The sequence below is a fragment of the Psychrobacillus sp. L4 genome (assembly GCF_042944905.1).
In the GTDB taxonomy this organism is placed as follows: domain Bacteria; phylum Bacillota; class Bacilli; order Bacillales_A; family Planococcaceae; genus Psychrobacillus.
This window is the reverse complement of the sequence record NZ_CP168496.1, coordinates 663,947-690,121: the sequence shown is the minus strand read 5'-3', so window position 1 is coordinate 690,121 and position 26,175 is coordinate 663,947. Positions and strand designations below refer to the sequence as shown.

The window sequence follows — 26,175 nt, the reverse complement described above, 5'->3', positions numbered from 1 at the left end:
AGAATTATTCGGATTTAGCGAAAGTCTTTTTGAATGCAGCAATTGCATTTGTTAAGTCTTCATCTGAAGGAAGATCTTTTGTTGTGCGAATATGATCTAAAACGTTTGTGTGGTTTGAATCTAACCAGCTATGAAGCTCAGCTTCGAAGCGAGTAACATCTTTTACCGGAATATCATCTAAATGGCCACGAGTAAGTGCGTATAAAATAATAACTTGTTTTTCTACCTTAATAGGATTATTCAAGTCTTGTTTTAATACTTCTACTGTACGTACACCACGGTTAAGTTTTGCTTGAGTAGCAGCGTCAAGATCTGATCCAAATTGAGAGAATGCTTCCAGTTCACGGAATGCAGCTAAGTCTAGACGAAGCGTACCCGCAACTTTTTTCATTGCTTTAATTTGTGCTGAACCACCTACACGGGATACCGATAAACCAGCGTTGATTGCTGGACGTACGCCTGAGAAGAATAGATCAGATTGTAAGAAGATTTGACCATCTGTAATAGAAATTACGTTTGTTGGAATATAAGCAGAGATATCTCCCGCTTGTGTTTCAACGAACGGTAATGCAGTGATTGAACCTGCACCAAGTGTTTCATTTAACTTCGCAGCGCGTTCAAGAAGGCGACTGTGTAAGTAGAATACATCCCCTGGATAAGCTTCACGACCTGGAGGACGTTTAAGAAGTAAAGAAAGCTCACGGTAAGCAGCTGCTTGTTTTGATAAATCATCATAAACAATTAGAACATGCTTGCCATCGAACATAAACTCTTCCGCCATTGTTACACCAGCATAAGGAGCTAAGTATAATAATGGAGCTGGTTGAGATGCAGATGCAGTTACAACGATTGTGTAATCTAATGCACCTTTTTTACGAAGTGTTTCTACAACGTTACGTACAGTCGATTCTTTTTGACCGATTGCAACATAGATACAAATCATATTTTGGTCTGCTTGGTTAAGGATTGTATCAATCGCTACAGATGTTTTACCTGTTTGACGGTCACCGATGATTAACTCACGTTGTCCACGTCCGATTGGTACAAGTGCGTCAATTGCTTTAATACCTGTTTGAAGTGGTTCATGAACCGATTTACGTGCCATAACCCCTTGTGCAGGACTTTCAATTGGACGAGTTTTTGTAGTTGCGATAGGACCTAGTCCATCAACTGGTTGACCTAGTGGATTAACTACGCGGCCAATCAATTCTTTACCTACAGGAACTTCCATAATACGGCCAGTTCGACGTACTTCATCGCCTTCTTTAATGTCTGAGTATGGTCCTAAAATAACGATACCTACGTTATTAGCTTCTAGGTTTTGTGCCATTCCCATAACACCAGTTGAGAATTCTAAGAGTTCTCCGGCCATGACGTTGTCGAGGCCATGAGCAAGAGCGATACCGTCACCTATTTTGATAACTGTACCAACGTCGCTAACTTTCATCTCAGATTCATAATTCTCAATCTGCTGTTTAATCAAGACACTGATTTCTTCAGCTTTGATGCTCATGTATGTCACCTCTCTAAATTCATAATATTAACCGATCAAGTTACGTTTTAAACGATCTAATTTAGTGATTAGACTGCTATCGTAAATGCGGTTTCCGATTTGAACACGTATCCCACCAATAATTGATGGATCTACAATGTTTTCTATACGTAAAGATTGTTTACCAACATTTTTTGCAAATGCAATTGAAATGTTCGTACGTTCTTCTTCTGTTAATGCACGAGTTGAATATACTTTCGCATCTGCAACACCTTGTGCTTCATTTGAAAGCGTCATAAACTCATTAATAATATTGCCCACTTCGCCTAATCGTTTTTTGTCAATAAGCACTAGAAGTGTATTAATCACAATTGGATTAGCAGTTGTAAAGATTTGTCGAATAAGCTCTTTTTTCTTGTCTAGAGATAACTTAGGTGAAGTGAATAGTGTATTCAATTCTTTATTTGTATTCCAGACAATTTTAAGCTCACGTAAATCTTCTTCAACAGAACGAAGCTCATTTTTTTGTTGTGCTAGTTCGAATAATGCGATTGCGTAACGCTTTGCGGCAGTTGAATTGCTCAATTAACTTCGCCTGCCTTCGCAATCGTTGCCTCGATTAGCGCACGATTATCTTCTTCCGAAACTTCTTTTTCAAGAACTTTGGACGCTGCAAGTACTGAAAGTGAAACGACTTCTTCACGTACTGCTGCAATCGCTCTTTCTTTTTCTGTATCGATTTCACGGATAGCAGATTCTTTCAAACGCACAGCTTCAGAACGAGCAGTCGTCATAATTTCTTCACGAGATGCATCGCCTTGCTTCTTCGCATTTTCTACAATCGCTAATGCTTCCGTACGTGCTTCTTTTAATAAGTCACGTTGTTCTTCAAGTAAACGCACTGATTCTTGGCGGCTATTTTCAGCTGCTTCGATTTCGCTTGCAATTAACTCTTCACGTTGAATCATAATACCCATCAGTGGACCCCATGCTACTTTCTTTAATAGAAATAAAAGTAGAACAAAGAAGAATAATGTAGCTAATATATCCCAAAGATTTAACCCATCATGGGCACTCGCACCAAGTACAAGGTAATCAAAAGACACGATTGTTTCACTCCTTTCAAACGCTATTAAGAGATCTTGCTTCTATATAATGTAAGTTAGTATGCATTTTTTTCTTATTCATAAAGAGAATGGCGGATAGAAACCCGCCATTAAGTTATTATTTGTTTAATACGATGAAAGCGATAACTGCTGCGATAATTGGAATCGCCTCAACTAATGCTACCCCGATGAACATAACTGTTTGTAAAGCTCCACGTGCTTCTGGTTGACGAGCGATACCTTCTACTGTTTTTGAAACGATTAAACCGTTACCAATACCTGCACCAAGTGCGCCTAAACCGATTGCTATAGCTGCTGCTAAAAGACCAACTGAACCTACCATTGTGTAATTTCCTCCTTGGAATGTTGTTTGTTTTTATTTATTTCTGCTTAAGAATTTAAGCAGTTATATTAATGGTCTGTCGACACTTTGTGTGACATATAAACCATTGTTAACATAACGAAAATGAACGCTTGGATTCCGCCGATAAATAGCGAGAAACCTTGCCATGCCATTGCTGGAATAATTGCTCCAAAAAAGCCTAATGGACCTGATACTGCTAAACCTGCAAGTAGTCCTAGTAGAACTTCCCCTGCATAAATGTTACCGTAAAGACGAAGACCGAGTGTCAACGTATTTGCGAATTCTTCAATAATCTTCAATGGAAATAAAAATGGTAGTGGTTTTAAATACGTATCTACATTGTATTGTTTGAAACCTTTCATTTTGATTCCGTAATAGTGCGTTAAAAGGATAATCATTACTGATAGCGTCATTGCTACTGTCGGATCTGCAGTTGGTGATTTCCACCAAAGTACTCCATCATACTTAATGGAGAATGGAAGACCTAATACGTTTGCTACTGCAATAAACATGATCAATGTAATTCCAAGAACATGGAATTGTCCGCCTGTTTTCCAATCAAAGTTACTTTTAATAATGCCTTTCACGAAGTCCATAATCCACTCCATGAAGTTCTGCATACCAGTTGGTTTCAGTTTCAAGTTTCTTGTCGCAATAAAAGCGATCAAAAATACGATTAGTGTAGTAACGGCAAGCATTAATATATTTGACCAGTTACCATACATCCCTAAAAACTCGAACGTTGGATTTGCATGTTCCACGATTCTTTCACCTCTCTTTCACGTTCTCATAGTTGGTGTTTTGTGTAATACATAATTCGTTCTACTATTAGTAGAACATAGGGTATCATTAATCCAATAACTGTGCTTATTAGATGAATATAATTTGGTAATGCTAGAGCTATCGCTACAGCAGCCACTCCTGATGCGAAGCGGAAAGTTGTCCCGAGACCAGCTCGTCCTTTTCCATCTGTTAACACACGATCAAATTTCTCCATTCTACGTACTAGAATCCAGAAATTATACAGACCAAATAAAGAACCTAGCGCTAAGCCTGCAAATATTGTCGAATATGGGGTGAATCCCCAACCTAGCACACATACTGCGAGCAAAAAAAATATGTACTTTTTCTGCTTCGTAAAGATACGTTGCAATTCATGCATTAGTCTTTAGTCTCCTGAATCATATTTTCGAATGGTAGTAATAATGGCAAACACACCGACCATAAGGCCTGCGAGCAAACTTATTACTAAAAATAATGGAGTGGTTCTAATAGATATTATCTATCCACATTCCTGTGAATATATCTATTAAGATAGAACCGACAAGCTGTGAGAGATTCGCAAAAATACATTGCTATCCCTTGTAACGGGCGTCTATTGGGACGCATAAAAGGATACTCACGTTTTTTCTTTTAAAGTAAAAACTGTGAATCTAGTAGGAAGTTGATACGACAAGTATTTCAAACATGAAACCCCTATCATTTTATATCCTTTGTAAGCATACAATAGGGGCAAAATGATGTCAATTAGAAGTAGTGAAATTCTTCACAAATACCGTCTATTTGACATCTTATCGACAAATTTAGAGCAGGAAAATATTCACTTTTTTACTTTGTTCCAAACAAGCGATCCCCTGCATCTCCCAAACCTGGAACGATATAGCCATGGTCGTTCAGTTTTTCATCTAATGCTGCTATATAGATATCCACATCAGGGTGCGCTTTTTGCAATGCTTCCACACCTTCAGGAGCCGCGATTAAACACATAAACTTAATATGTATTGCACCTCGTTTTTTCAATGAGTTCACTGCTTCAATTGCAGAACCCCCTGTTGCAAGCATTGGGTCAACTAAGATAAAATCACGATCTGCTACATCCGCAGGAAGTTTTACGTAATATTCAACTGGCTGTAGTGTTTCTGGATCACGGTAAAGACCGATATGCCCTACTTTTGCAGCTGGAATAAGTTTTAATATCCCATCAATCATTCCAATACCAGCACGTAATATAGGCACAATCCCTAACTTTTTACCTGCCAACACTTTTGATTTGGTTTTTTGGACTGGCGTTTCTACCTCTGTTTCTTCTAATGGTAAGTCACGTGTAATCTCAAAAGCCATTAATGTAGCTACCTCGTCTACAAGTTCACGAAATTCTTTTGTTCCTGTATTTACATCACGGATATATGTAAGTTTATGTTGAATAAGTGGATGATCAAATACAAATACTTTTGTCATATGGCATATCTCCTTCTCGTTTTAGTTGCAATTCTACTAATTATACCAAAAATCGCGGGTGATATACTAGCAATCCTCCGTTCTTACTATTGCGTCTATTTCTTTGGCGTCATCAGTTTGTAAAAATAAAAATCTTGACCAATTAAACAACAAACTTTTCTCAAATATTTTTTAATTAAATTTCAATTACCATTATATTGCCCAAAAATGATAACTACAATTCGCAAGAAGAGAGAATCTTCTATAAAACAAGCAACCGCAGTCGATTTTTTTTTGCGACGACCTTGCACAGGAGCGACTATTTATTAACAGATTCATTAGAATTACTTTTTTTCATTACCCAAGATGTCTATTTAGAAATCAAGAGCCACTCAACCGGCTCATTTTTTTTGCATTTAATGGCACTTCGAGACCAATTGTGTTGAACCCGCGACCAATTTACTCAGAGGCGAGACCAATTACCCCAGACCCGAGACCAGTTCATCAGAAAGCGAGACCAATTCTTTCTCACCCGAGACTAATTGAAAAGCGCAGCGAAGGAGTTATCTCAAGCGCCCCTTCATACGGAAAATGGATGCCAGAGCGCTAAATCCAGGTGGCTAATATTTGTGGCACTTCTGGGACACGCGCATAAAAAAACTACTTTTCAAAACGAAAAGTAGCTTTTAACTATTAAACTATTAACTATATAAAGGAAACTTAGAAGTTAATGCAGCAACTTTATCTTTCGATTCTCTTAAGATTGCCTCATCTTCGTGGTTTTTCAATAGTTTTGCAATGATAGAAGCGATTTCTTTCATTTCTTCCTCTTTAAATCCACGCGTTGTCACAGCTGGTGTACCTATTCGAACGCCAGATGTGATAAATGGACTTGCTGTATCAAAAGGAATGGTATTTTTATTTACTGTAATTCCAACTTCATCAAGGACATGTTCTGCTACTTTACCAGTTAATCCCAAAGCTGAAACATCCAATAACATCACGTGATTGTCCGTCCCACCAGATACAATACGAATACCTTCTGCTGTTAAACTATCTGCTAGTGTTTTAGCATTTGCAATTACTTGCGCTTGGTAATCTTTAAACTCCGGTTGTTGTGCTTCACCAAATGCTACAGCTTTTGCAGCGATAACATGCATTAGTGGACCGCCTTGAATTCCTGGGAAAATCGTTTTATCAATTTTCTTAGCAAATTCTTCCGTCGTTAAGATTAATCCTCCACGAGGTCCGCGCAATGTTTTATGTGTAGTTGAAGTAACAAAATGAGCATGTGGTACTGGGTTTGGATGAAGTCCTGCTGCAACAAGACCTGCAATATGCGCCATATCAACAAATAAGTATGCTCCTACTTCATCTGCAATTTCACGGAATTTAGCAAAGTCAATTGTACGTGAATACGCACTTGCTCCAGCAACGATCATTTTAGGTTTATGTTCTAATGCAATTGCACGAATGTTTTCATAATCGATTGTTTCATCTTCTTTACTTACACCATAATCAATGAAGTTATATTGAATTCCACTAAAGTTTACAGGAGAACCATGCGTTAAATGTCCACCATGTGACAAATTCATACCTAACATCGTGTCACCAGGTTGTAAAGCAGTCATATATACCGCCATATTTGCTTGTGAACCTGAATGTGGCTGTACATTTGCATGTTCTGCTCCAAAAATTTCTTTCAAACGATCACGAGCAATATTTTCCACTATATCTACATACTCACAACCACCATAGTAGCGTTTACCTGGGTAGCCTTCTGCATATTTATTTGTAAGTACCGATCCTTGCGCTTCCATAACTGCTTCGGATACGAAATTTTCTGACGCGATTAACTCAATATTAGCTTGTTGACGCTTTTTCTCCGCCAGCATAGCTTCATATACTGCTGGATCTTGTGATAAAATTTTCTCCACTTTTAGTTCCTCCTCCAATATCATCCGTAAAATGCACGCTCTCCGCCAATTAGCTTCGGACGTGTTTTCGCAATCGTAACGACTGCTCCCCCAATTTGCTTTGTGGACACGCGAATCGGTACAGCAACTGGTTGTAATTGCATACCGATAAGGGTTTGTCCTATATCAATGCCGGCTTGTGCTTGCACATGCTCGACAACTACAGGGTCTTGAAATTGAGTGTACGCATAAGCAGACATAGAACCGCCTGCGCGAACAACTGGAATAACAGAGACTTCCGGTAATCGATAGAAGAGTTGCGTTTTTCTTTCCATTGTAATTGCTCGATTTATATGTTCACAGCCTTGAAATGCTAAGTGTACTTTAAGTCGATTCGCAAATGCTTGTAATGGTTCAAATAAAACTTCCGCTACTTCTATGCCACCAGCAGTACCAATTCTCTCGCCGATAATTTCAGAAGTAGAACAACCAATGACAAATAAATCATTTTCTTTTAAAATCACTTGCTGCTCCACTTCTAGTAGAAGCTGTTCTATTTGTTGTTTCCACAAATGTTTTGCTTCCATCCGAAATCACCTCTTTATGCTTTTTCTAATGCAGTAATTTTCTCAACACGCCGCTCATGGCGTCCACCTTCAAAATCTTGACCAAGCCATGTTGCAACGATTTCTCTTGCAAGTCCTGGACCTATAACTCGTTCACCCATCGCAAGGACATTAGAATCATTATGACATCTCGTTGCTTTTGCAGAAAACACGTCATGTACTAATGCACAACGAATACCTTTTACTTTATTTGCTGCAATTGACATTCCAATACCTGTACCACAAATTAATATTCCACGATCAAAAGTTCCACTAGCAACACCTTCTGCAACCGGCATCGCATAGTCTGGATAATCGACTGAATCGTCATTAGTTGGACCGAAGTCCTCATAGGAAAGTCCAAGCTCTTCTAGCTGTTGAATAATTTCTTTACGTAGGTTATTACCACCGTGATCGGAAGAAATGGCTATTTTCAACTCGTTCCCTCATTTCTGTTTAAATTCTAATTAATCATACCATTTTTCAGAATAAAAAAATACAATTCACACAAAGTGAATTGTATTCAATACAAAGAATCGGATTAATTTCTGCCATTTTTCTAATTTCACTTCATTATCTTCATTAAAACCTTTTTAAAAACGAACTATAATTATATTTTCATTATTTATGTTCGTGAATATATCGCTGACAAGCTTCTTTTTCTATTACCTATCATACAAAGTTATTGCGAGGTACGATCGAATTGACAAATAACCTTGAATAACTCCTCTGATTGTTGTTTCAGACCTTCAGATAAATGGTCAATTTGTTCGATTGAGCGCGCTTGCTCATCTGTGGCACTTCTTACTTCTTCTGCACCTGCTGATGTTTCTTCTGCAATTGCAGCTACTTCTTGCGATTGACGAGCAGTACTTTCAATATTTGTTAATTGCTGTTCGATGAGTGTAGATATTTCGACAACAGACCCAGCCATGTTATGGATTTTATTGGACATCCCCTCGATTGCTGCGTTTGTATCGGATACTCGTTTGGCTTCCCCTACCGCAAAGCTAACTTGGTTAGTCATTTGTTGCACAACTGTTTGCACATCTGTTTGAATAGCAAGGATTAATTTGGAAATACCTTGAACAGCTTTTGCACTTTCATCCGCTAACTTGCGAACTTCTTCTGCGACAACTGCAAAACCTTTTCCATGCTCCCCAGCACGCGCTGCTTCGATGGATGCATTTAGTGCCAGTAGATTCGTTTGTGCTGCAATATCCCCTACTAGCTGAATAATACTTTCTACTTTTCCTGCGTTTTCTTCCAACTGTTGGACATTTCCAAGTGCTGCTTCACTTCCAGAGGCAATTTTACGAATACCATTTACAAGTGACTCAATGACTTCTGTAGTTTGTGCTAGGCCTGCAATCATTTCTTTTGATTGAACAGAAGATTCTTCTGCACGTCTATTTACTTCAGAAGCTAGTACTCTTACATCTTCTACCGATTCAGCAGTTTCTTGTACTGCTACCGCTGATTGCTCTGCACCTTGAGAAATTTGTGCAATTGTATGAGCGATTGCCTCAGCTTGCACAGAAGCACCGGACGATTGTTCCGATAATTGCTGGACAGTATTATTTGTCTTCTCAAAATTAGCTTCAATACTTTGGACCATTTCTCTTAAGTTCACAAGCATTGTTTGGAAAGCAATAGCGACAGATTGAATTTCATCTTTGGACTTAGGCACATTTACGTCCACACCAATTTTCCCTTCTGAAGCAAGGGTTGCAACTTTTTCTAAATTAAATAAAGGCTTTATAATTACCCCACTGAAAAAATAAGCTAATACAGCAGACCAAAAAATACCCAAAGCATACATAGCTATTTCAAAGTTAAATGATTTTGTTGCGCTTTCAAATATTAACGGTTGTATGAAATTTATAAAAACTGCACTTGTTGTGTATGTAATAATAGCTAAAATAGTGACAAATAATACAATCTTTTTTTGTAGTCCGAATGCATACTTCTTCTTTTTCTCTTTCATCCCAAATCCCCCCTGAGTTTTTTCACTAGTTCATCTGTCAGTACAAGTAGTTCTTGAAATGTGTTTTCATATGTACACAGGTCCCCACCATAAGGATCTGATACATCTTGTACATTTTGGGGTGTTACAAACTCTTTGTACATATACACCTTGGTTTTAGTATGTGGAAATGCTTGAATGATTGTTTGTTTATGAGAAAATGTCATCGTTAAGATAAGATCTGCCCAATCTACTAATTGCTCATCTAATGCAGTTGTTTCATGAGTAAACGGTATTAGCGCATTATCTAATACTAATTTCCCATTAAGAGAAATGTTTCCTCCGTTCACGGCATAAATACCTGCCGAACGAACTAGCACATCATCTAAACAACGAGCCTTCAATAACGCCTCTGCTATCGGACTGCGACACGTATTCCCCGTACAAACAAACAATATATTTATCATTCTATTTCCCCATCTCTAGTATATAATATTTAGTCCTATAAATGTTTTAAATATTGTTAAATATTTCGTAAAGTCAGAATTCCCATCAATAAAAGAACTAGTCCTGCTAGACGCATAATGATCGCTCGATTCATAAATGCATGCTTAAAAATGACTTTTTGAGCAATAAATACACCCAAAAAAGAAAAGATTCCAGCGCTTAAGATAAATATAAACTTTTCCACTTTAAGCATACCAAATGAAATACTTACTGAAAAGGTATCAATACTTGCAACCATCGCAAGAAGATAAGGAGAGAATAGCGGAACTTGTTTAGGAGATTGCGTAATAATCATTTGTAAACCAACTAACGAAAGAAGAACTCCAGATAAATAAGGACTAGCATGTTGCAAATAGTTTTGCACAACGATTCCAGCGTAATAACCGATTAAAGGGAAAAGCATATGTAATGAAGCTACCCACGCAGCAATGGTAAAAACTTGCTTTCGATACGATACAAGTGAAAACAATATAAGCACGTCTACAGACATTAAAACGCCTGCTAAAATTTCACGCCACAAAAAAATCCCCCCTGTCCATTTGCATAATTAACTATATGCAAATAGATAGGAGAGAATACACTGCTACCTTTTAAGAACCGTTTACCTCTGCATAGCTAAAATAGGTGAAACGGTCGAATAATATCGACAATTGGGTGAATATTACTGGTAATCGGTCGTATTCTACTAAAATCGGTCGAATACAGCTAAAAATCGGTTGAATACCGAATCCAATCGGTCGAATATCAATGCGAACCGAAATTACTTGCCGTACCAATTGCCGTTTGCAGCTTTTTCTAATCGATTCATAATAGCGGTTCCTACTCCTTCTTTTAAGAAAGCAGGAACAAGCACTAAGTCTGCATCTGTTTCATCACAACTTCTTAATGCTTCATACAATAAATGTGCCGCATCTTGTAATTGATTCTCTTTTCCCAATGAAAAAAAGTAATCTACCCCGATATCAGCATACTGTTCACTTGCGATTAAAACTACTTTTTGAGAATCGCTATGTATTTTTTCAACCGCATCTCGCACGGTTAGTTTGGAATTTCCAATTAAATAGACAGGGGCATTTGGTGCATAGTGAGCATATTTCATACCTGGTGCACGAGGTGCTTCCGCATGATCTGTCGGTTTTGATTCATTGATTGGACCAATTACTTTTTCAAGCATATCTTTTGTAATTCCACCTGGACGAAGAATCGTCGGTACTTTGGATGTGATATCTAGTACTGTTGACTCTAAGCCAATACCTGTCGCCCCACCATCTACTATTAAAGGGATTTTACCGTTCAAGTCGTGGAATACGTGTGCCGCTTTCGTAGGACTTGGTTTTCCACTTCTATTTGCACTCGGAGCGGCAACGGGTAGTTTTAAACGTCTAAGTAATTCAAGCGCTACCGGATGTTCAGGCATTCTAACCCCTACTGTATCTAGTCCAGCTGATACATTTTTTGCTAGTGAATTTGGCTTTAGGGGAAGTATAAGCGTGAGTGGGCCTGGCCAAAAAGCATCCATGCAATCCTTCGCTATTTGCGGGATATTCTTCGTGAAAGACTCGAGTTCCTCTATTTCACCGATGTGCACAATAAGTGGATTATCTTGTGGTCTTCCCTTTGCTTCAAAAATTTTACTTACTGCTCTCTCATTCGTTGCAACAGCACCTAATCCATATACAGTTTCTGTCGGGAAAGCGACCGTTTCACCAAGGTTCAATAAATCCACAGCTTGTGTGTAACCTTGTTCTTTTGTGGATAAGTTATCCACAATTACTATTTGCGTTTTCATCTCGTTTTTTCTCCTTCCCGTCTTACTTATGCACAATTTGTTGATAACTTTCTGAATTTTGTGGATAATTATGTGGAAAACTTCTTTTTTAACCATTCCCATACCCAAAACTTAGGTTTCTCTTCCACTACTTCTTCTTTGTAGCACACTTTCGGAAACAACGCACACCACCAGTTATCACCGCGACCACTCCCAATTGTTATCACAACAGATTCAACATTTGTTTGAGCAGTTATTCCTTTATTCCACACTTTTGGTGGAAATAAAGCAAAGCCTGTGGATAAATAAATTTTTTGTTCAAACTTTTCTGATAACTTATCCACAACTTGTTCAAGTTCTGCATAACTTTGTGGATTATTTTGATATTGGATCAACAGAGGCTCAATACTATTTTTCACTTCATTCTTTACCTGTTGGTCTTCCATTGTATTACTATTTGCGATCAATCGAAAGCGTAACCCATCTGCTTGATCGGTCGATTGAAATAAGAAAAATAAACAAAATTGAATAAGAAGTAACATCCACACGAAGAAAATAATCGCATCTACTTGTTTGCCAATACTTGGAGCTCTCTTTATCTCATAATCTGGTAACATATAACATTCCCCCTTAGGAACATTGTTACCAATAGATTCATAACTTATTCAGTAATTGTGCAAAAAACAAAACGATTTTTTTGATTAATATCTTTCACTATTTCTACGCGTGCTGTTGGAAATACAGTTTGAAGCATACTTTGTACGGCATTCCCTTGTTCATAGCCAATTTCAAAGCCTATGAAACTAGGAACATTCATCATAGAAGGTAGCTGCTCTGCCATTTTTCTATATAATTGTAGCCCCTCTTCCTCTGCAAACAATGCTAAATGTGGTTCATAATCGATTACAGTATCGGAAAGAGAATCTGCTTCATGCTGACCAATGTATGGTGGATTCGATAGGATAATATCCCATTTTTGATCGGCTAGTGGCGCTAGTAAATCACCTAGTTTGAATTGAATTTCTGCATCTAATAACTGTGCATTTTTCATCGCCACTTCAAGTGCTTGTTGGGATATATCCGTTGCAGTAACTTTTGCATTCGGTATTTCATTTTTTACAGTGACAGCAATTGCGCCGCTTCCTGTACCGATATCGGCAATTTGCAGGGTTTTATTTGCTTCGAAAAGGGATTTTACACGTTTTTTTACTTCTTCTATTAATTCTTCTGTTTCCGGTCGTGGAATTAATACGCTTTCATCTACAAAGAAATCTCGACCGTAAAAGGTTTCCTGCCCAATAATATATTGAAACGGACGTCCAGTTGCATGTTCTTCAACATATGACCAAAATGTTTGAAGATCTTCTGCGGATAACTCCTCGTACATTGCGAACATCAATTGTGAATAGTTTTTCTTTAGCACATACTGCAACATATAACGAGCTACTTCTTTTTCTCGATTGTTTTCTTCTAAAAAAGAAGAAGCCCGATTTAGGGCCTCATAAATTGTTTTATACATTGGTATCGTTCAATCTTTCTAGTTTGTCTGCTTGATCTTCTAATATTAATGCATCGACTACTTCATCAAGCTTTCCTTCTAAAATTTGGTCGAGTTTTTGAATCGTTAATCCAATACGGTGATCGGTTACACGATTTTGTGGATAGTTATATGTGCGAATTCGTTCGGAGCGGTCACCGGTACCTACTGCCGATTTTCGGACAGCATCATATTCCGCTTGTGCTTCTTGACGGAATTTGTCCGCAACTCGCGCTCGAAGAATCTTCATTGCTTTTTCTTTGTTTTTAATTTGCGATTTTTCATCTTGCATCGAAACTGTAATTCCTGTTGGAAGATGTGTCAAACGAACAGCGGACATCGTTGTATTAACCGATTGTCCACCCGCACCAGATGATGCAAATGTATCGGTACGAATATCCTTTTCATGAATTTCCACTTCTACTTCCTCCGCTTCAGGAAGAACTGCTACTGTAGCCGTTGACGTATGAATACGTCCACCAGACTCTGTTTCTGGAACACGCTGTACACGGTGCGCACCATTTTCGTATTTCATTTTCGAATACGCATTATTCCCATTAATCATGAAAATAATTTCTTTGAAGCCACCAAGCCCCGTCGGAGAAGAATCCATAATATCAACTTTCCAGTTTTGCGTTTCCGCGTAGCGGCTGTACATACGGAATAGATTGCCAGCAAATAATGCTGCTTCATCTCCCCCAGCTGCTCCGCGAATCTCCATAATAACGTTTTTATCATCATTTGGATCCTTCGGTATTAATAAAAGCCTAAGTCGCTCTTCTAATGCCTCGATTTGAGCTACTAAATCATTTACTTCTTCCTTCACCATGTCCCGCATATCTGCATCAAGCTTTTCATCTAACATCAGCTTTGCATCTTTATGTTGACTTTTTACCTCTTTGTATTCACGGTACGCGTCCACTGTATCCTGCAAATCCGATTGCTCTTTTGAATATTGTCTCAGCTTATTTATATCATTGACCACATCTGGGTCACTAAGCAATTCATTTAATTTATCATAACGATCTTCTACCGATTGTAATCGATCAAACATCGAGCTCACCTCGTTCGTATAAGTATATATCTTTCCTATTATAAAGAAAAAATGTCGTCCTCGCTACTTTTTCTATATATTCTTTCCAAAGTAAGTTGTTAGTTTACATATAACGGCAGCGCGAGACCAATTCGAGCATACCCGAGACCAAATCTCACAATAAAGAGTTTAATCTGTGTGCGATTGAAGCATCTATGTTGAATTACTGGATATAAATGGATAAGGGCAATCATTTCAACTGTAGGAGCAACCAATTAGATTAGGAGAGCAACCAAATATCCGTATGAGCAATCAATTCAACCGACAAAGCAACCAAATCTCCCAATAAAGCATTTACTCTATGTGAGATTGACTAACTAGTGAATAGAGTGAAGCACTATCTTGCATTATTATCCATAATCCACAATTAAACGGTAGAAGGAAATTAATTCTCGTGGATTCGAGATGAAATTGTTCCCAAGCAAGATCACTTCAAACCAACCCGAGACCAAATTCACAAACCAAATTAAAAATCCACCTTACTCGGATAGAATAAAGTGGATTTTGCTATGTGTTATAAAGGTGGGTTGGCGTGGCATTTTCGGCATACTGGATAATAAGAATCGTTGCCACCAATATGTATTTGCTCGCCAGTGTAGATAGGTTGTCCATTTTCATCTACCCGCAAATTCATAATCGCTTTTTTATGGCAGAACCAACAAATTGTTTTCATTTCCTCAATTTTATCCGCGTATATTAACATATAACGACTACCTTCAAATAACTCATTTTGGAAGTCATTTTTTAATCCAAATCCCATAACGGGAATAGCTAAGTCATCCACAATTTTTGTTAATTGTAAGACATGCTCTTTTTTCAAAAATTGCACTTCGTCAATTAAGACACAATACGGTTTTGGTGAATGGTCTTTCACCAACTCATATAAATTTGTATCCTCGTAGATCGCAGTAGCTTTTCTCTTTAATCCTATTCTGCTTGAGATATACCCAATTTCATCTCTTGTATCAATGCTAGGTGTAAAAATGATAACCGGTTTATCTTGTTCCTCGTAATTATGTGCTACTTTTAGAATTTCTATCGATTTGCCACTATTCATTGCACCATGCTTATAAAATAATTGCGCCATTCTAATTCTCCTTGCATTTCATTTTATTCATCTAATATTTTTCCATTTCTTCTATCTATTTATATCATAGGTGGGTGACCATGACATAACAAAAATAAAAATACCTACAAAACACAATGTGCTTTGTAGGTACTTGGTAATTATTCGTTAATTTCTTCTTTGATACCGTATTTTTTGTTGAAGCGATCAACACGGCCATCCGCAGCTGCGAATTTTTGACGTCCAGTATAGAATGGGTGACATTCGTTACAGAACTCGACAACAATGTTTGATTTTACAGAACCAGTTGTAAATGCGTTACCACATGAACATGATACTGTTGCTTCTTTGTAATCGGGATGAATTCCTGCTTTCATCTCTATCTCTCCTCTCGCCCTGAACCATCTGGAACAGAGTTGGTTATGATACTGATACCTTACACGATCCGATTGTTGGCCAATCGTATATGTAGCAGAAAATTGTAAACTTACATCATATATAATAGCATGTTCACATTTGATTCGCAAGCTAATTGTTTTTATTACTAACGCGAATCAATTTCATGATTCAAATTTAGAACATAAAACACGAACAATATTAATGTGAAATGTGAGAATATGTATCATATACTCTACATAATAAATAAGCATGATTTCCGCTATAGGCGGACGCTTTCCGCGGAGTGAGCTATGAGCCATCGCATTCGCGTAGTTTGTAATGGCTCATCTGTCTCCGAGGAACGAAGGCTAAGAGCGCCGCATCGTGTGGCAACGCCTTCGTGACCAACATCCTGTTGGCCTCCGTCTGGAGTCGCCGCCTGTCTCTCCAATCAATAAATTAAGTGTTGTTCGTGTTTAATAATAAATGCTATTTATGAAATTAACTAACGCATCTATTAATAATCTATCCTTGCGTTTTTCTTTTTATAGAGTCACTTTTCCACTACGATGTGCTTTCATTTCTACTGCGAGTTGCTCGAAGAATCCTTCGTTTGTTTTTGACTGACGAAGCTTTTTCAAGAAACGTTCTCCAAAATCTCCTGAATCGGAGAAGGTTTTGCGAATTGCCCATAGTTTGTCCAGTTGATCTTTAGGAATAAGAAGTTCTTCTTTTCGGGTACCTGAGCGACGGATATCGATCGCTGGGAAAATTCGACGTTCCGCAAGACTTCTGTCTAAATGAAGTTCTAGATTACCCGTTCCTTTGAACTCTTCGTAAATTACTTCGTCCATACGTGATCCTGTATCTACTAATGCAGTAGCAAGAATTGTTAAGCTACCGCCTTCTTCGATATTACGCGCCGCTCCAAAAAAACGTTTTGGTCGATGGAATGCTGCTGGATCAATACCACCTGATAACGTACGTCCACTTGGAGGTATTACTAAATTGTATGCGCGAGCAAGTCGCGTAATCGAATCCATTAAAATGATAACGTCGCGTTTGTGTTCAACTAAACGCATCGCTCTTTCTAAAACAAGCTCCGCTACTTTCACATGATTTTCTGGTACTTCATCAAATGTAGAACTTACCACATCTGCTTTAACGGAACGCTCAATGTCTGTTACTTCTTCTGGACGTTCGTCTATTAATAAAACGATTAGTTCTGCGTTTGGATGATTCGTTGTAATTGCATTGGCAATTTCTTTAATCAATAAAGTTTTACCAGCTTTTGGAGGAGCTACGATTAATCCACGTTGTCCGTAACCAACAGGGGCTACTAAATCCATAATACGAGTCGATAATTTATCTGGTTCTGTTTCAAGTTTGATATGACGGTCTGGATAAAGTGCTGTAAGCCCTGGAAAATGGACTCTTTCTTTCGCAATTTCTGGATCTTCACCATTAACTAATTCAACATGTAAAAGGCCATAGTAGCGTTCACTTTCTTTAGGAGGACGCACTTTTCCTGTTACTTTATCTCCGTTACGTAAATCAAATCTTCTAATTTGGGAAGCAGAAATATAGATATCTTCAGAACTTGGAGAATAGTTTATAGGGCGTAAGAAACCAAAGCCTTCTTGTTGGATAATTTCTAATACGCCTTCCATGAAGAAAAACCCTTCTTGTTCTGCACGAGATTTTAATATAGCAAAAATAAGTTCCTTTTTTGAAAGTTTGCTATACGTTGCAACCTTATACTTTCGTGCAAGGGCATAAAGCTCTTTTAAAGTCATATTTTCTAGCTCATTAATAGTTGTTTGTGTCATTGGCAAAGCACCACTCTTTATTATATTTTGTTGTTTCGTTTTTTGGGAAATCAAATATACCTTGGCTTATTTTATACTGCGATTACTTGTCGCAAAAAATGCGCCCAGATTTTGTATCTTACTTACGTGATTAATTCCCTTACAAAATCTGCGGCACATGCCAGAGGCCTTATCCTTTTCAATGGAATATCAATAGACCACTGAACTTTATGAATTATTGACACTCATCTAGTTTTTGTAGAAATGGGAGACTACAGTTGAAAAAGATTTAATAGGATTGAAGTTTATAAAGAGGATACCCGACCGACTAAGCCGGGTATACATTAGAGAAGTTTAGTTTTATAGAACTAAATTCGGTTTTTTCTTTAGGCTATGGCGTCCTTCAACAAATCGGATTGTTCCTGATTTTGCACGCATAACGATAGAATGAGTAGAACCAAAAGCACCTTTAAACTGTACTCCGCGTAGAAGTTCTCCATCCGTTACGCCCGTAGCAGCAAAGATAGCGTCGTCACCTTTAACTAAGTCTTCCATACGTAAAATTTTATTTACATCTAGACCCATTCTGATACAACGTGCCAGCTCTGCTTCGTCTTGAGGAATAAGTTTCCCTTGGATTTCTCCGCCTAAGCATTTTAATCCAACTGCAGAGATAACCCCTTCAGGTGCCCCACCCATTCCAAAAAGAATATCTACACCAGTATTATCGAATGCTGTATTAATAGCTCCTGCTACATCGCCATCCGTGATTAACTTGATGCGTGCTCCAGCAGCTCTAATTTCATCGATAATTTTTTGGTGTCTTGGACGACCTAAAATGGTAGCCACTACGTCTTCAATATCTTTATTTTTTGCACGGGCTACTGCTCTTAAGTTATCAATAACTGGTGCGTTAATATCCACTTGACCAACTGCTTCAGGACCGACTGCTAACTTTTCCATATACATATCTGGAGCATGAAGTAAATTTCCACGATCTGCAATTGCAAGTACTGCAAGTGCATTCCATCCACCTGAAGCCACGATATTCGTACCTTCTAAAGGATCCACTGCCACATCTACTTGAGGACCACCAATTCCATGTCCTAGCTTTTCTCCGATATATAACATCGGTGCTTCGTCCATTTCACCTTCCCCAATTACAACGACACCTTCCATTGGGATTGTGTCAAAAACTGTGCGCATAGCAGTAGTTGCTGCGTCGTCTGCTTCATTTTTTAATCCGCGTCCCATCCAGCGAGCTGATGCGATAGCTGCGGCCTCTGTTACTCGGACTAATTCCATTGATAAACTACGTTCCATCTAATATGTGCCTCCCGTTTTACGGTTTACGGTTTATAAATCCGTCCTGTCTTTCTTCCTGTTACATTGTAGCATATTTTCCAAATAAGAAAAGTACAAGGTATTTGGAGTTTGAACAGTTTCTTTATCGAAAAGTTATGCTTTCATTTCTGTAAAAAAGGATGCGATTTATTCGTTGTTTACTTCTATTTCTTTTATTTCCACTCGTCTAATATCTGCACCAAGCCCTCGAAGCTTTTCAATAATCGAACTATAGCCACGTTCTATATGGAATATATCCTGAATTTCTGTTTCTCCATCGGCGATTAAACCTGCAAGAACTAGCGCTGCTCCTGCTCGTAAGTCACTTGCCCGAACCGTTGCTGCTTCTAGGTTAACCGGACCAGTAATTATTGCAGTTCTACCATCTACTCGTCCAATTGCACTCATACGACGAAGTTCATCAATTTGTTTAAATCTAGCTGAATAAATGGAATCCGTAATAACAGATGTACCAGTTGCCTGCGTCATTAATACCGAAAACGGCTGCTGCAAGTCAGTCGGAAATCCTGGATACACAAGTGTTTTAACATCTACCGCTTGCAATTTTTGAGACTTTGGAATAAAGATCTTTTCTTCATATTCTTCTACTTTAACGCCCATTTCGCGAAGCTTAGCTGTTAATGCTTCCACATGAAAGGGGATGACATTATCAATAGTAACACCGTCTCCTGCTACCGCTGCCATAATCATGAACGTACCTGCTTCAATACGATCTGGAATAATTGTATGCTTCGTTCCATGCAATTCTTTCACACCATCAATTCGAATGACATTCGTTCCAGCACCTTTAATGTTTGCACCCATATTGGATAAAAGAGTTGCAACATCAATGATTTCTGGCTCTTTTGCTGCATTTTCAATGATCGTTCTGCCTTTTGCAAGTACAGCGGCAAGCATTATATTAATCGTAGCTCCCACACTTACAACGTCTAAATAGATCTTAGATCCTATTAATTCATCCGCACGCAGATAAATTGCCCCATGCTCATTGGAAACAGTAGCTCCTAAAGCTTCAAAACCTTTAATATGTTGATCAATTGGGCGAGGCCCTAAATGACATCCTCCAGGTAATCCGATGGCAGCTTTTTTAAATTTCCCAAGAAGCGCACCCATTAAATAGTAAGAAGCTCGTAGTTTTTTTATATTACCATTTGGGAGCGGCATATCTACTATATTCGTCGGATCGATTGTCATCGTACCGTCTTCGAATGTAATTTTAGCCCCTACTTCTTCTAAAATTTCTTTTAATGTCCAAACGTCTAAAATTTCCGGTAAACCTTCTATAGTCACAGGGGAGTTCGCCAGTAAGGAAGCTGGAATAAGTGCTACTGCACTATTTTTCGCTCCGCTTACTTTAATCGTTCCATGTAGCCGATTTGCACCTTTTATTTTATAAACTTCCATACGCTTCTCCTTCGTCTGGTTACTCGCTTTTACGATTGTTCCAATCCGCTAGAAATCCTTCAATTCCTTTGTCCGTCAAAGGATGATGGAATAATTGTTTTAATACTTTAATTGGTGTTGTAGAAATATGCGCACCATTTAACGCAGCATCTGTAATATGTTGCGGATGTCTAATAGATGCTGCAATAATTTCCGTATCAATGTTGTGCATTTCAAAAATTTGAGCAATCTTCGCAATTAACTCCATTCCGTCATGCCCTATGTCATCTAAACGACCTAGAAATGGAGATACATATGTTGCCCCTGCTCTAGCTGCTAATAAAGCTTGGTTTGCAGAAAAAATAAGTGTTACATTTGTTTTAATTCCTTCTGAACGAAAGACAGAACATGCTTTAAGCCCTTCAGGTGTCATTGGTAGCTTAACCGTAATATTGGGAGCAATTGCAGCAAGCTCTCTTCCTTCTTTAATCATACCTTCCGCATCTAACGCGATTACTTCTGCACTCACAGATCCGTCAACTAATGCCGTAATTTCACGAAGACGATCATGGAAAGAAATATTTTCTTTTGCGACTAACGAAGGATTTGTTGTTACGCCGGATAAAATACCCCATGCGTGTGCTTCCTTGATTTCATCGAAATTGGCTGTATCTATAAAAAATTTCATATTAATAATATCCTCCTATTGATGGAAAAATAGGAGAAGCTTCTGATTTAAAACAGAACACTTCTCCTTCTTTCAATATTACCCGACTGAATTATGCTTTGTTTGAGCTTCCAAATTCGCGCATTTTTCCGATAACCGTTGTTTTAATCGCATCGCGTGCTGGTATTAAATATTTACGTGGGTCATATTGACTTGAATTTTCATTTAAATAGTTTCGAATTGCGTTTGTTGCAGCAATTTGATTTTCTGTATTTACATTGATTTTAGCAGTTCCTAAAGAAATGGAACGTTCAATATCATGCGTTGGAATTCCTGTACCACCATGTAATACTAAAGGAAGATCTGCTAGTTTTGAAATTTCTTCCATCTCTTCAAATCCTAAGTTAGGTTCCCCTTTATACGGGCCGTGAACAGATCCTAGTGCAGGTGCTAAGCAATCAATGGACGTACGTTTTACTAGCTCCGCACATTCTGAAGGATTTGCATAAATAACGCCATCCGCCACTACATCGTCTTCTTGTCCGCCAACTGTTCCAAGCTCAGCTTCTACTGAAATGTTACGCGCATGTGCGTATTCCACAACATTAGAAGTAATTTCTACGTTCTCTTCAAATGAATGATGAGATGCATCAATCATAACAGATGTGAACCCTGCATCAATCGCTTCTTTACATTTTTCAAAGCTAGAGCCATGATCTAAATGTATTGCCACTGGAACGGACGTTTTATAATCTTCCATCAGTCCTTTTACCATATGTACAACTGTTGTAAATCCGCCCATATATTTTGCTGCACCTTCAGACACACCTAAAATAACAGGTGATTTCTCTTCTTCTGCCGCTTGTAAAATAGCTTGTGTAAATTCAAGGTTGTTAATATTGAATTGTCCTACAGCATATCCTTCTTTTTTTCCTTTTATAAGCATTTCTTTCATCGATACTAAAGCCATTCGAATGGACCTCCTCTTTTTGCTTTTATGCTCATTTATTTACTTTTTATATCTTGTCGCCTAGCAACAGCTAATCGGCATCTTCCACTTTTCTTTTTCATCATAACAAAAACAGGCGATGTTTTCCACTGCCTGCTTGTGGACTACTTTTTCAACAGATTATTTATTGCATCACGGACCTCAAAAATATCAAAAGGTTTTGTAAAGTAAAGTGATGCACCTAAATCCATCGACTTTTGGATCATGTTTAACTCCCCATATGCCGTCATCATCATTACAGGTAAACTTGGATACTTTTCTTTTAAGTATGTTAGAATTTTTATCCCGTCCATACCAGGAATTTTCATGTCCAACAAAACACCGTCAATAGCTTGTTTTTCAGCTATATCCAATGCCTCCAGTCCATTTGAAGCGAGACTCACTTCATAGCCATCTTGTGAAAAAACTTCTTTCAAGAGCATTCGTATTCCTAGTTGATCATCAACAATTAAAATGTGTTTCATGATGGACAAACCCCTTTTATCAAATTTCCCCTATTCCACATTCTATACTATTCGCTACTAATATCTATTTCCCTTCTTAATACTCTAAATAATTCCTGTTTTACGTATTTCTGCTTCTACTTTATAATAATGAAGAGGTGAAATCTTATGAAAATGTTAACAACACAGCTTTCTGGGCTGCTTCAAAGAATCGCTGCTTCCGAAGAAGAGAATATAGAAGAAACCGCTAGACTTCTTGCGCAAGCCGCTGCACGTGAAGGTACAATCTATTTCGCCACTTTCGACGAGATGGAGAGCATCGCAATTAATGCAAAATATGCCGTAGAAGCTTTTCCAAGTATGCAAGTTTGGACAACAGATACAGTACTTACAAGTATTGACCGCGTTTGGATTATTACAAGATCTTGTGAAAATAAAGAAGCGCTAGCACTCGCGCAAAAATTAAGTGATGACTTTATTCCATTTAGCGTTACTGCCGCAGAGCCTGAAGATGACGCGAACCACCTTGCTAGTTTAGCATATACATATATTTCCTTGAAGTTTTCTAAAGGCTTGCTTCCTGCTGAAGATGGAAGTCGCATTGTCTTGCCCTATGCTCTAAGCGCAATGTTTGTATATGAAGCTGTCAAAATGAAGCTCGACGAAATGCTCGTTGATGAATAATCATAGAAATTGCCTCGAGAAATATGTTATTTCTTGGGGCGATTTTTGTTATGTCTTGGGTGTTTAATAATTGGTCTCGGGTTGTTTCGATTTGGTCTCGGGTATGACATAATTGGTCTCGGGTTGGTCCAATTTGGTCTCGCTCTGCTAATTCCTTACTGATTATGGATAATAATTCAAAACTCTCGCCCCAGCTTGAATATTTTATTATTAAAACGCACTGTCTCACCTGGAGTTAACTCTTAGCTCTGAGATTTGGTCGCTCTTCTTATTGAATTGGTTGCTTCCACTGAAGAATTGGTTGCTACAACCACATAATTGGTTGCTCTCCATGTACAATTGGTTGTTCTTTGCCATTTATCCCCATTATAAAAGCAGTTCGACAAGTCGAACTGCTTTTCTTCGTTTATTTTTCTACGGCTGCTTTGATGAATTCACGGAATAATGGTTGTGGACGTTGTGGACGTGACACAAATTCCGGATGGAACTGAGATGCTACGAAGAATGGGTGATCTGGTAGCTCGATGATTTCGATTAGACGACCATCTGGGCTTGTACCAGAGAACACAAATCCTGCTGCTTCGAATTGTTCACGGTATTCATTGTTGAATTCGTAACGGTGACGGTGTCGTTCGTATACAAGCTCTTCTCCGTATGCTTGGTGCGCTTTAGAGCCAGGAGTTAGTTTACATGGATATAATCCAAGACGAAGTGTTCCACCTAGATCTTCAATGTCTTTTTGTTCAGGCAATAAGTCAATAATTGAATATACTGTTGTTGGATCTAATTCTGTCGAATGAGCTCCTTGTAATTCTAAAATAGAACGTGCAAATTCAACTGTTGCAAGTTGCATTCCTAGACAAATACCTAAGAAAGGCACCTTGTTTTCACGTGCAAATTTTGTAGCTGCGATTTTACCTTCTACTCCGCGGTCTCCAAATCCACCAGGAACAAGAATTCCATCCACGTCAGAAAGTATTTCTGCAACATTTGCATCATTTACTTCTTCTGCATTCACCCATTTCACTTCAATATCTGCATCAAATTTGTAACCAGCATGTTTCATCGCTTCTACTACAGAAATGTATGCATCTTGAAGTTCTACGTATTTACCTACTAAACCAATACGAACTGTTTTCGATAATGATTTTACTTGATCGACAAGTGCTTGCCAGTCTGTCATATCCGCTTCTTTTGTATCCAATTGGAAATGATCCACTACAATTTGGTCTAAATGTTGTGCTTGAAGCATCAATGGAATCTCATAAAGTGAATCTGCATCAATACATTCGATTACTTCTTCGGGTTTAATGTCACAGAATAACGCAATTTTATCTTTCATATCCTGTGGAATTGGCATTTCTGAACGGCAGACAATAACATTTGGTTGAATACCTAGACTACGTAATTCTTTCACACTATGTTGGGTTGGTTTCGTTTTCATTTCACCAGCAGCTTTAATAAATGGAACCAATGTACAATGCACGTACATCACGTTTTTGCTACCAACGTCACGTTTCATTTGACGAATTGTTTCTAAGAATGGAAGTGATTCGATATCTCCAACTGTACCACCGATTTCCGTTATCACGATATCTGCATGTGTTTCTTTTGCAGCTAAAAATAAACGCTCTTTAATTTCATTTGTAATATGTGGAATTACTTGCACTGTTCCACCATTATAATCGCCACGACGTTCTTTTCTTAAAACAGATGAGTATACTTTCCCGGTTGTGATATTCGAGTATTTATTTAATTTAATGTCAATAAAACGCTCGTAATGTCCTAAATCTAAATCTGTTTCTGCACCATCATCTGTCACAAAAACTTCTCCGTGTTGATATGGACTCATCGTTCCAGGGTCTAAGTTAATGTATGGATCAAATTTTTGAATCGTTACATTTAACCCTCTGTTTTTCAATAAACGGCCTAGCGACGCCGCTGTTATACCTTTTCCTAATGAAGAAACTACTCCACCAGTTACAAAAATAAATTTAGTCATTATTGTTCCTCCTATGTGTATTAGCCTTATTGCAACAACAAAAAAGCGCCCCTCCTGCTGTTTGGCAGGGGAGCGCATATGCACATGAGTAATGTCTCTTAAAAAGAGCCCAATTGAATCTTATAGCGTATAGAAGTAGAAGTCAAGAATTATTCCTCGTCTTCTAAATCTTCGTCGTCCAACTCTTCATCTTCAATGATTTCAAATTCATCTTCGTCTTCATCGATTAAATCCTCTTCAATCACTTCATCGATTCCTTCTACGAAATCAATTACTACTTCATCTTCTTCTTCATCTTCATCTTCGGCAAACTCATCGAATTCTTCTTCGAAGACAATTTCATCTTCGTCTAAATCATCTAAGTCGTCGTCCGAAACTTTTGCTTTCTTTTTCCGAACTTTTACAGTAGGGGCAGTTTCTTCTTCTATTTGTTCTACAGGGTACCATTCTCTTAGACCCCATTGATTTTCAGCAGTAGCTAAAAAACGACCATCGATGTTCATATCTGTATAGAATTGAGGCTTGCGATCCGCCATTTCTTGATCTGTAAAGCCATTTAGTTTTTGAATTTCATCAAATAGTTCAGTTAGTGTTAATGAGTTTTTCTTATCTTCTAATATAGCAAAGCCTATATCTATTAGTGATTCTTCTGTTAATTGTGCTGTTGTCATTTCACGAAATTTCAAATCGTGCACGTCCTTTCAATGTCCGTTTACATACTTCCCATTATATACAAACAAGTATGTTATATGCTACATTCATTTATTTTTTTTGAAAAATGAATTTTTCGAAGTTGCCA

Annotated in this window: 29 protein-coding genes; 1 reads left to right on the top strand and 28 read right to left on the bottom strand. The window is 38.1% G+C overall.

What is annotated here, in order from left to right; genetic code table 11:
* Window positions 1–4: 4 nt before the first annotated feature.
* From atpA to ACEPXG_RS03235, 26 genes are all read right to left on the bottom strand, one after another.
* Window positions 5–1,513 carry a F0F1 ATP synthase subunit alpha gene (atpA, locus tag ACEPXG_RS03360; protein WP_391207510.1) on the bottom strand — a complete coding sequence of 503 codons (1,509 nt, stop codon included), beginning with the start codon at window positions 1,511–1,513 and terminating at the stop codon, window positions 5–7.
* A 27-nt stretch (window positions 1,514–1,540) separates the two neighbouring features.
* The gene (locus ACEPXG_RS03355; protein WP_391207508.1) at window positions 1,541–2,077 is read right to left on the bottom strand and encodes a F0F1 ATP synthase subunit delta; all 537 of its coding nucleotides are present in this window, start codon (window positions 2,075–2,077) and stop codon (window positions 1,541–1,543) included.
* Window positions 2,074–2,598 (bottom strand): F0F1 ATP synthase subunit B, encoded by a 525-nt coding sequence (gene atpF, locus ACEPXG_RS03350; protein WP_391207505.1) that lies wholly within the window; start codon window positions 2,596–2,598, stop codon window positions 2,074–2,076. The genes ACEPXG_RS03355 and atpF overlap by 4 nt, the downstream gene beginning before the upstream one ends.
* A 118-nt stretch (window positions 2,599–2,716) precedes the next feature.
* Complete coding sequence (gene atpE / locus ACEPXG_RS03345; protein ID WP_053590520.1) at window positions 2,717–2,941, bottom strand: F0F1 ATP synthase subunit C; 225 nt, start codon at window positions 2,939–2,941, stop codon at window positions 2,717–2,719.
* Window positions 2,942–3,009: 68 nt separating this feature from the next.
* The gene (atpB, locus tag ACEPXG_RS03340) at window positions 3,010–3,723 is read right to left on the bottom strand and encodes a F0F1 ATP synthase subunit A (RefSeq protein ID WP_391207503.1); all 714 of its coding nucleotides are present in this window, start codon (window positions 3,721–3,723) and stop codon (window positions 3,010–3,012) included.
* Between the two features lie 26 nt (window positions 3,724–3,749).
* Window positions 3,750–4,124: an ATP synthase subunit I gene (locus ACEPXG_RS03335; RefSeq protein WP_151698883.1), complete on the bottom strand. Its 375-nt coding sequence runs from the start codon at window positions 4,122–4,124 to the stop codon at window positions 3,750–3,752.
* A gap of 446 nt (window positions 4,125–4,570) precedes the next feature.
* On the bottom strand, window positions 4,571–5,200 hold the full coding sequence (gene upp / locus ACEPXG_RS03330) for a uracil phosphoribosyltransferase (protein WP_151698881.1): 630 nt from the start codon (window positions 5,198–5,200) through the stop codon (window positions 4,571–4,573).
* A gap of 680 nt (window positions 5,201–5,880) precedes the next feature.
* Window positions 5,881–7,074: a serine hydroxymethyltransferase gene (gene glyA / locus ACEPXG_RS03325; RefSeq protein ID WP_391209757.1), complete on the bottom strand. Its 1,194-nt coding sequence runs from the start codon at window positions 7,072–7,074 to the stop codon at window positions 5,881–5,883.
* Between the two features lie 62 nt (window positions 7,075–7,136).
* Entirely contained in the window at window positions 7,137–7,682 is a 546-nt protein-coding gene (locus tag ACEPXG_RS03320; protein ID WP_391207501.1) for a TIGR01440 family protein, read from the bottom strand.
* A 14-nt stretch (window positions 7,683–7,696) separates the two neighbouring features.
* Window positions 7,697–8,137 (bottom strand): ribose 5-phosphate isomerase B, encoded by a 441-nt coding sequence (gene rpiB / locus ACEPXG_RS03315; RefSeq protein WP_391207499.1) that lies wholly within the window; start codon window positions 8,135–8,137, stop codon window positions 7,697–7,699.
* Window positions 8,138–8,382: 245 nt separating this feature from the next.
* Complete coding sequence (locus tag ACEPXG_RS03310) at window positions 8,383–9,687, bottom strand: methyl-accepting chemotaxis protein (RefSeq protein ID WP_391207496.1); 1,305 nt, start codon at window positions 9,685–9,687, stop codon at window positions 8,383–8,385.
* Window positions 9,684–10,133: a low molecular weight protein arginine phosphatase gene (locus ACEPXG_RS03305; protein WP_391207494.1), complete on the bottom strand. Its 450-nt coding sequence runs from the start codon at window positions 10,131–10,133 to the stop codon at window positions 9,684–9,686. The genes ACEPXG_RS03310 and ACEPXG_RS03305 overlap by 4 nt, the downstream gene beginning before the upstream one ends.
* A gap of 56 nt (window positions 10,134–10,189) precedes the next feature.
* Window positions 10,190–10,693, bottom strand: coding sequence for a manganese efflux pump (locus ACEPXG_RS03300; RefSeq protein WP_391207491.1), 504 nt, complete (start codon window positions 10,691–10,693; stop codon window positions 10,190–10,192).
* 70 nt (window positions 10,694–10,763) lie between these two features.
* Window positions 10,764–10,949, bottom strand: coding sequence for a hypothetical protein (locus tag ACEPXG_RS03295; protein ID WP_391207489.1), 186 nt, complete (start codon window positions 10,947–10,949; stop codon window positions 10,764–10,766).
* Window positions 10,934–11,962, bottom strand: a complete 1,029-nt coding sequence (locus ACEPXG_RS03290) for an L-threonylcarbamoyladenylate synthase (protein ID WP_391207486.1) — start codon at window positions 11,960–11,962, stop codon at window positions 10,934–10,936. Before ACEPXG_RS03290 ends, ACEPXG_RS03295 begins: the two co-directional genes overlap by 16 nt.
* 68 nt (window positions 11,963–12,030) lie before the next feature.
* Window positions 12,031–12,558, bottom strand: coding sequence for a stage II sporulation protein R (locus ACEPXG_RS03285; protein ID WP_391207484.1), 528 nt, complete (start codon window positions 12,556–12,558; stop codon window positions 12,031–12,033).
* Between the two features lie 44 nt (window positions 12,559–12,602).
* Window positions 12,603–13,460 carry a peptide chain release factor N(5)-glutamine methyltransferase gene (gene prmC, locus ACEPXG_RS03280; RefSeq protein WP_391207481.1) on the bottom strand — a complete coding sequence of 286 codons (858 nt, stop codon included), beginning with the start codon at window positions 13,458–13,460 and terminating at the stop codon, window positions 12,603–12,605.
* Window positions 13,453–14,532 (bottom strand): peptide chain release factor 1, encoded by a 1,080-nt coding sequence (prfA, locus tag ACEPXG_RS03275; protein ID WP_391207479.1) that lies wholly within the window; start codon window positions 14,530–14,532, stop codon window positions 13,453–13,455. Before prfA ends, prmC begins: the two co-directional genes overlap by 8 nt.
* A 553-nt stretch (window positions 14,533–15,085) precedes the next feature.
* Entirely contained in the window at window positions 15,086–15,658 is a 573-nt protein-coding gene (locus tag ACEPXG_RS03270; RefSeq protein WP_391207477.1) for a thymidine kinase, read from the bottom strand.
* Window positions 15,659–15,798: 140 nt separating this feature from the next.
* Window positions 15,799–16,014 (bottom strand): 50S ribosomal protein L31, encoded by a 216-nt coding sequence (rpmE, locus tag ACEPXG_RS03265; protein ID WP_391207475.1) that lies wholly within the window; start codon window positions 16,012–16,014, stop codon window positions 15,799–15,801.
* A gap of 546 nt (window positions 16,015–16,560) precedes the next feature.
* The gene (rho, locus tag ACEPXG_RS03260; protein WP_391207472.1) at window positions 16,561–17,844 is read right to left on the bottom strand and encodes a transcription termination factor Rho; all 1,284 of its coding nucleotides are present in this window, start codon (window positions 17,842–17,844) and stop codon (window positions 16,561–16,563) included.
* Window positions 17,845–18,183: 339 nt separating this feature from the next.
* Window positions 18,184–19,146: a class II fructose-bisphosphatase gene (gene glpX / locus ACEPXG_RS03255; protein ID WP_391207470.1), complete on the bottom strand. Its 963-nt coding sequence runs from the start codon at window positions 19,144–19,146 to the stop codon at window positions 18,184–18,186.
* A gap of 168 nt (window positions 19,147–19,314) precedes the next feature.
* Entirely contained in the window at window positions 19,315–20,592 is a 1,278-nt protein-coding gene (locus ACEPXG_RS03250; protein WP_391207468.1) for a UDP-N-acetylglucosamine 1-carboxyvinyltransferase, read from the bottom strand.
* Between the two features lie 19 nt (window positions 20,593–20,611).
* Window positions 20,612–21,259, bottom strand: a complete 648-nt coding sequence (fsa, locus tag ACEPXG_RS03245) for a fructose-6-phosphate aldolase (RefSeq protein WP_391207467.1) — start codon at window positions 21,257–21,259, stop codon at window positions 20,612–20,614.
* A gap of 91 nt (window positions 21,260–21,350) precedes the next feature.
* Window positions 21,351–22,208 (bottom strand): class II fructose-bisphosphate aldolase, encoded by an 858-nt coding sequence (locus ACEPXG_RS03240; protein ID WP_391207465.1) that lies wholly within the window; start codon window positions 22,206–22,208, stop codon window positions 21,351–21,353.
* A gap of 143 nt (window positions 22,209–22,351) precedes the next feature.
* Entirely contained in the window at window positions 22,352–22,711 is a 360-nt protein-coding gene (locus ACEPXG_RS03235; protein WP_151698863.1) for a response regulator, read from the bottom strand.
* A 147-nt stretch (window positions 22,712–22,858) separates the two neighbouring features.
* On the opposite strand from ACEPXG_RS03235, the gene ACEPXG_RS03230 reads away from it, so the two are divergent.
* The gene (locus tag ACEPXG_RS03230; protein ID WP_391207462.1) at window positions 22,859–23,374 is read left to right on the top strand and encodes a DUF2529 family protein; all 516 of its coding nucleotides are present in this window, start codon (window positions 22,859–22,861) and stop codon (window positions 23,372–23,374) included.
* Between the two features lie 406 nt (window positions 23,375–23,780).
* On the opposite strand, the gene ACEPXG_RS03225 is transcribed toward ACEPXG_RS03230, so the two are convergent.
* Window positions 23,781–25,376: a CTP synthase gene (locus ACEPXG_RS03225; protein ID WP_391207460.1), complete on the bottom strand. Its 1,596-nt coding sequence runs from the start codon at window positions 25,374–25,376 to the stop codon at window positions 23,781–23,783.
* A 149-nt stretch (window positions 25,377–25,525) separates the two neighbouring features.
* Window positions 25,526–26,062, bottom strand: a complete 537-nt coding sequence (gene rpoE, locus ACEPXG_RS03220) for a DNA-directed RNA polymerase subunit delta (protein WP_391207458.1) — start codon at window positions 26,060–26,062, stop codon at window positions 25,526–25,528.
* Window positions 26,063–26,175: the final 113 nt, after the last annotated feature.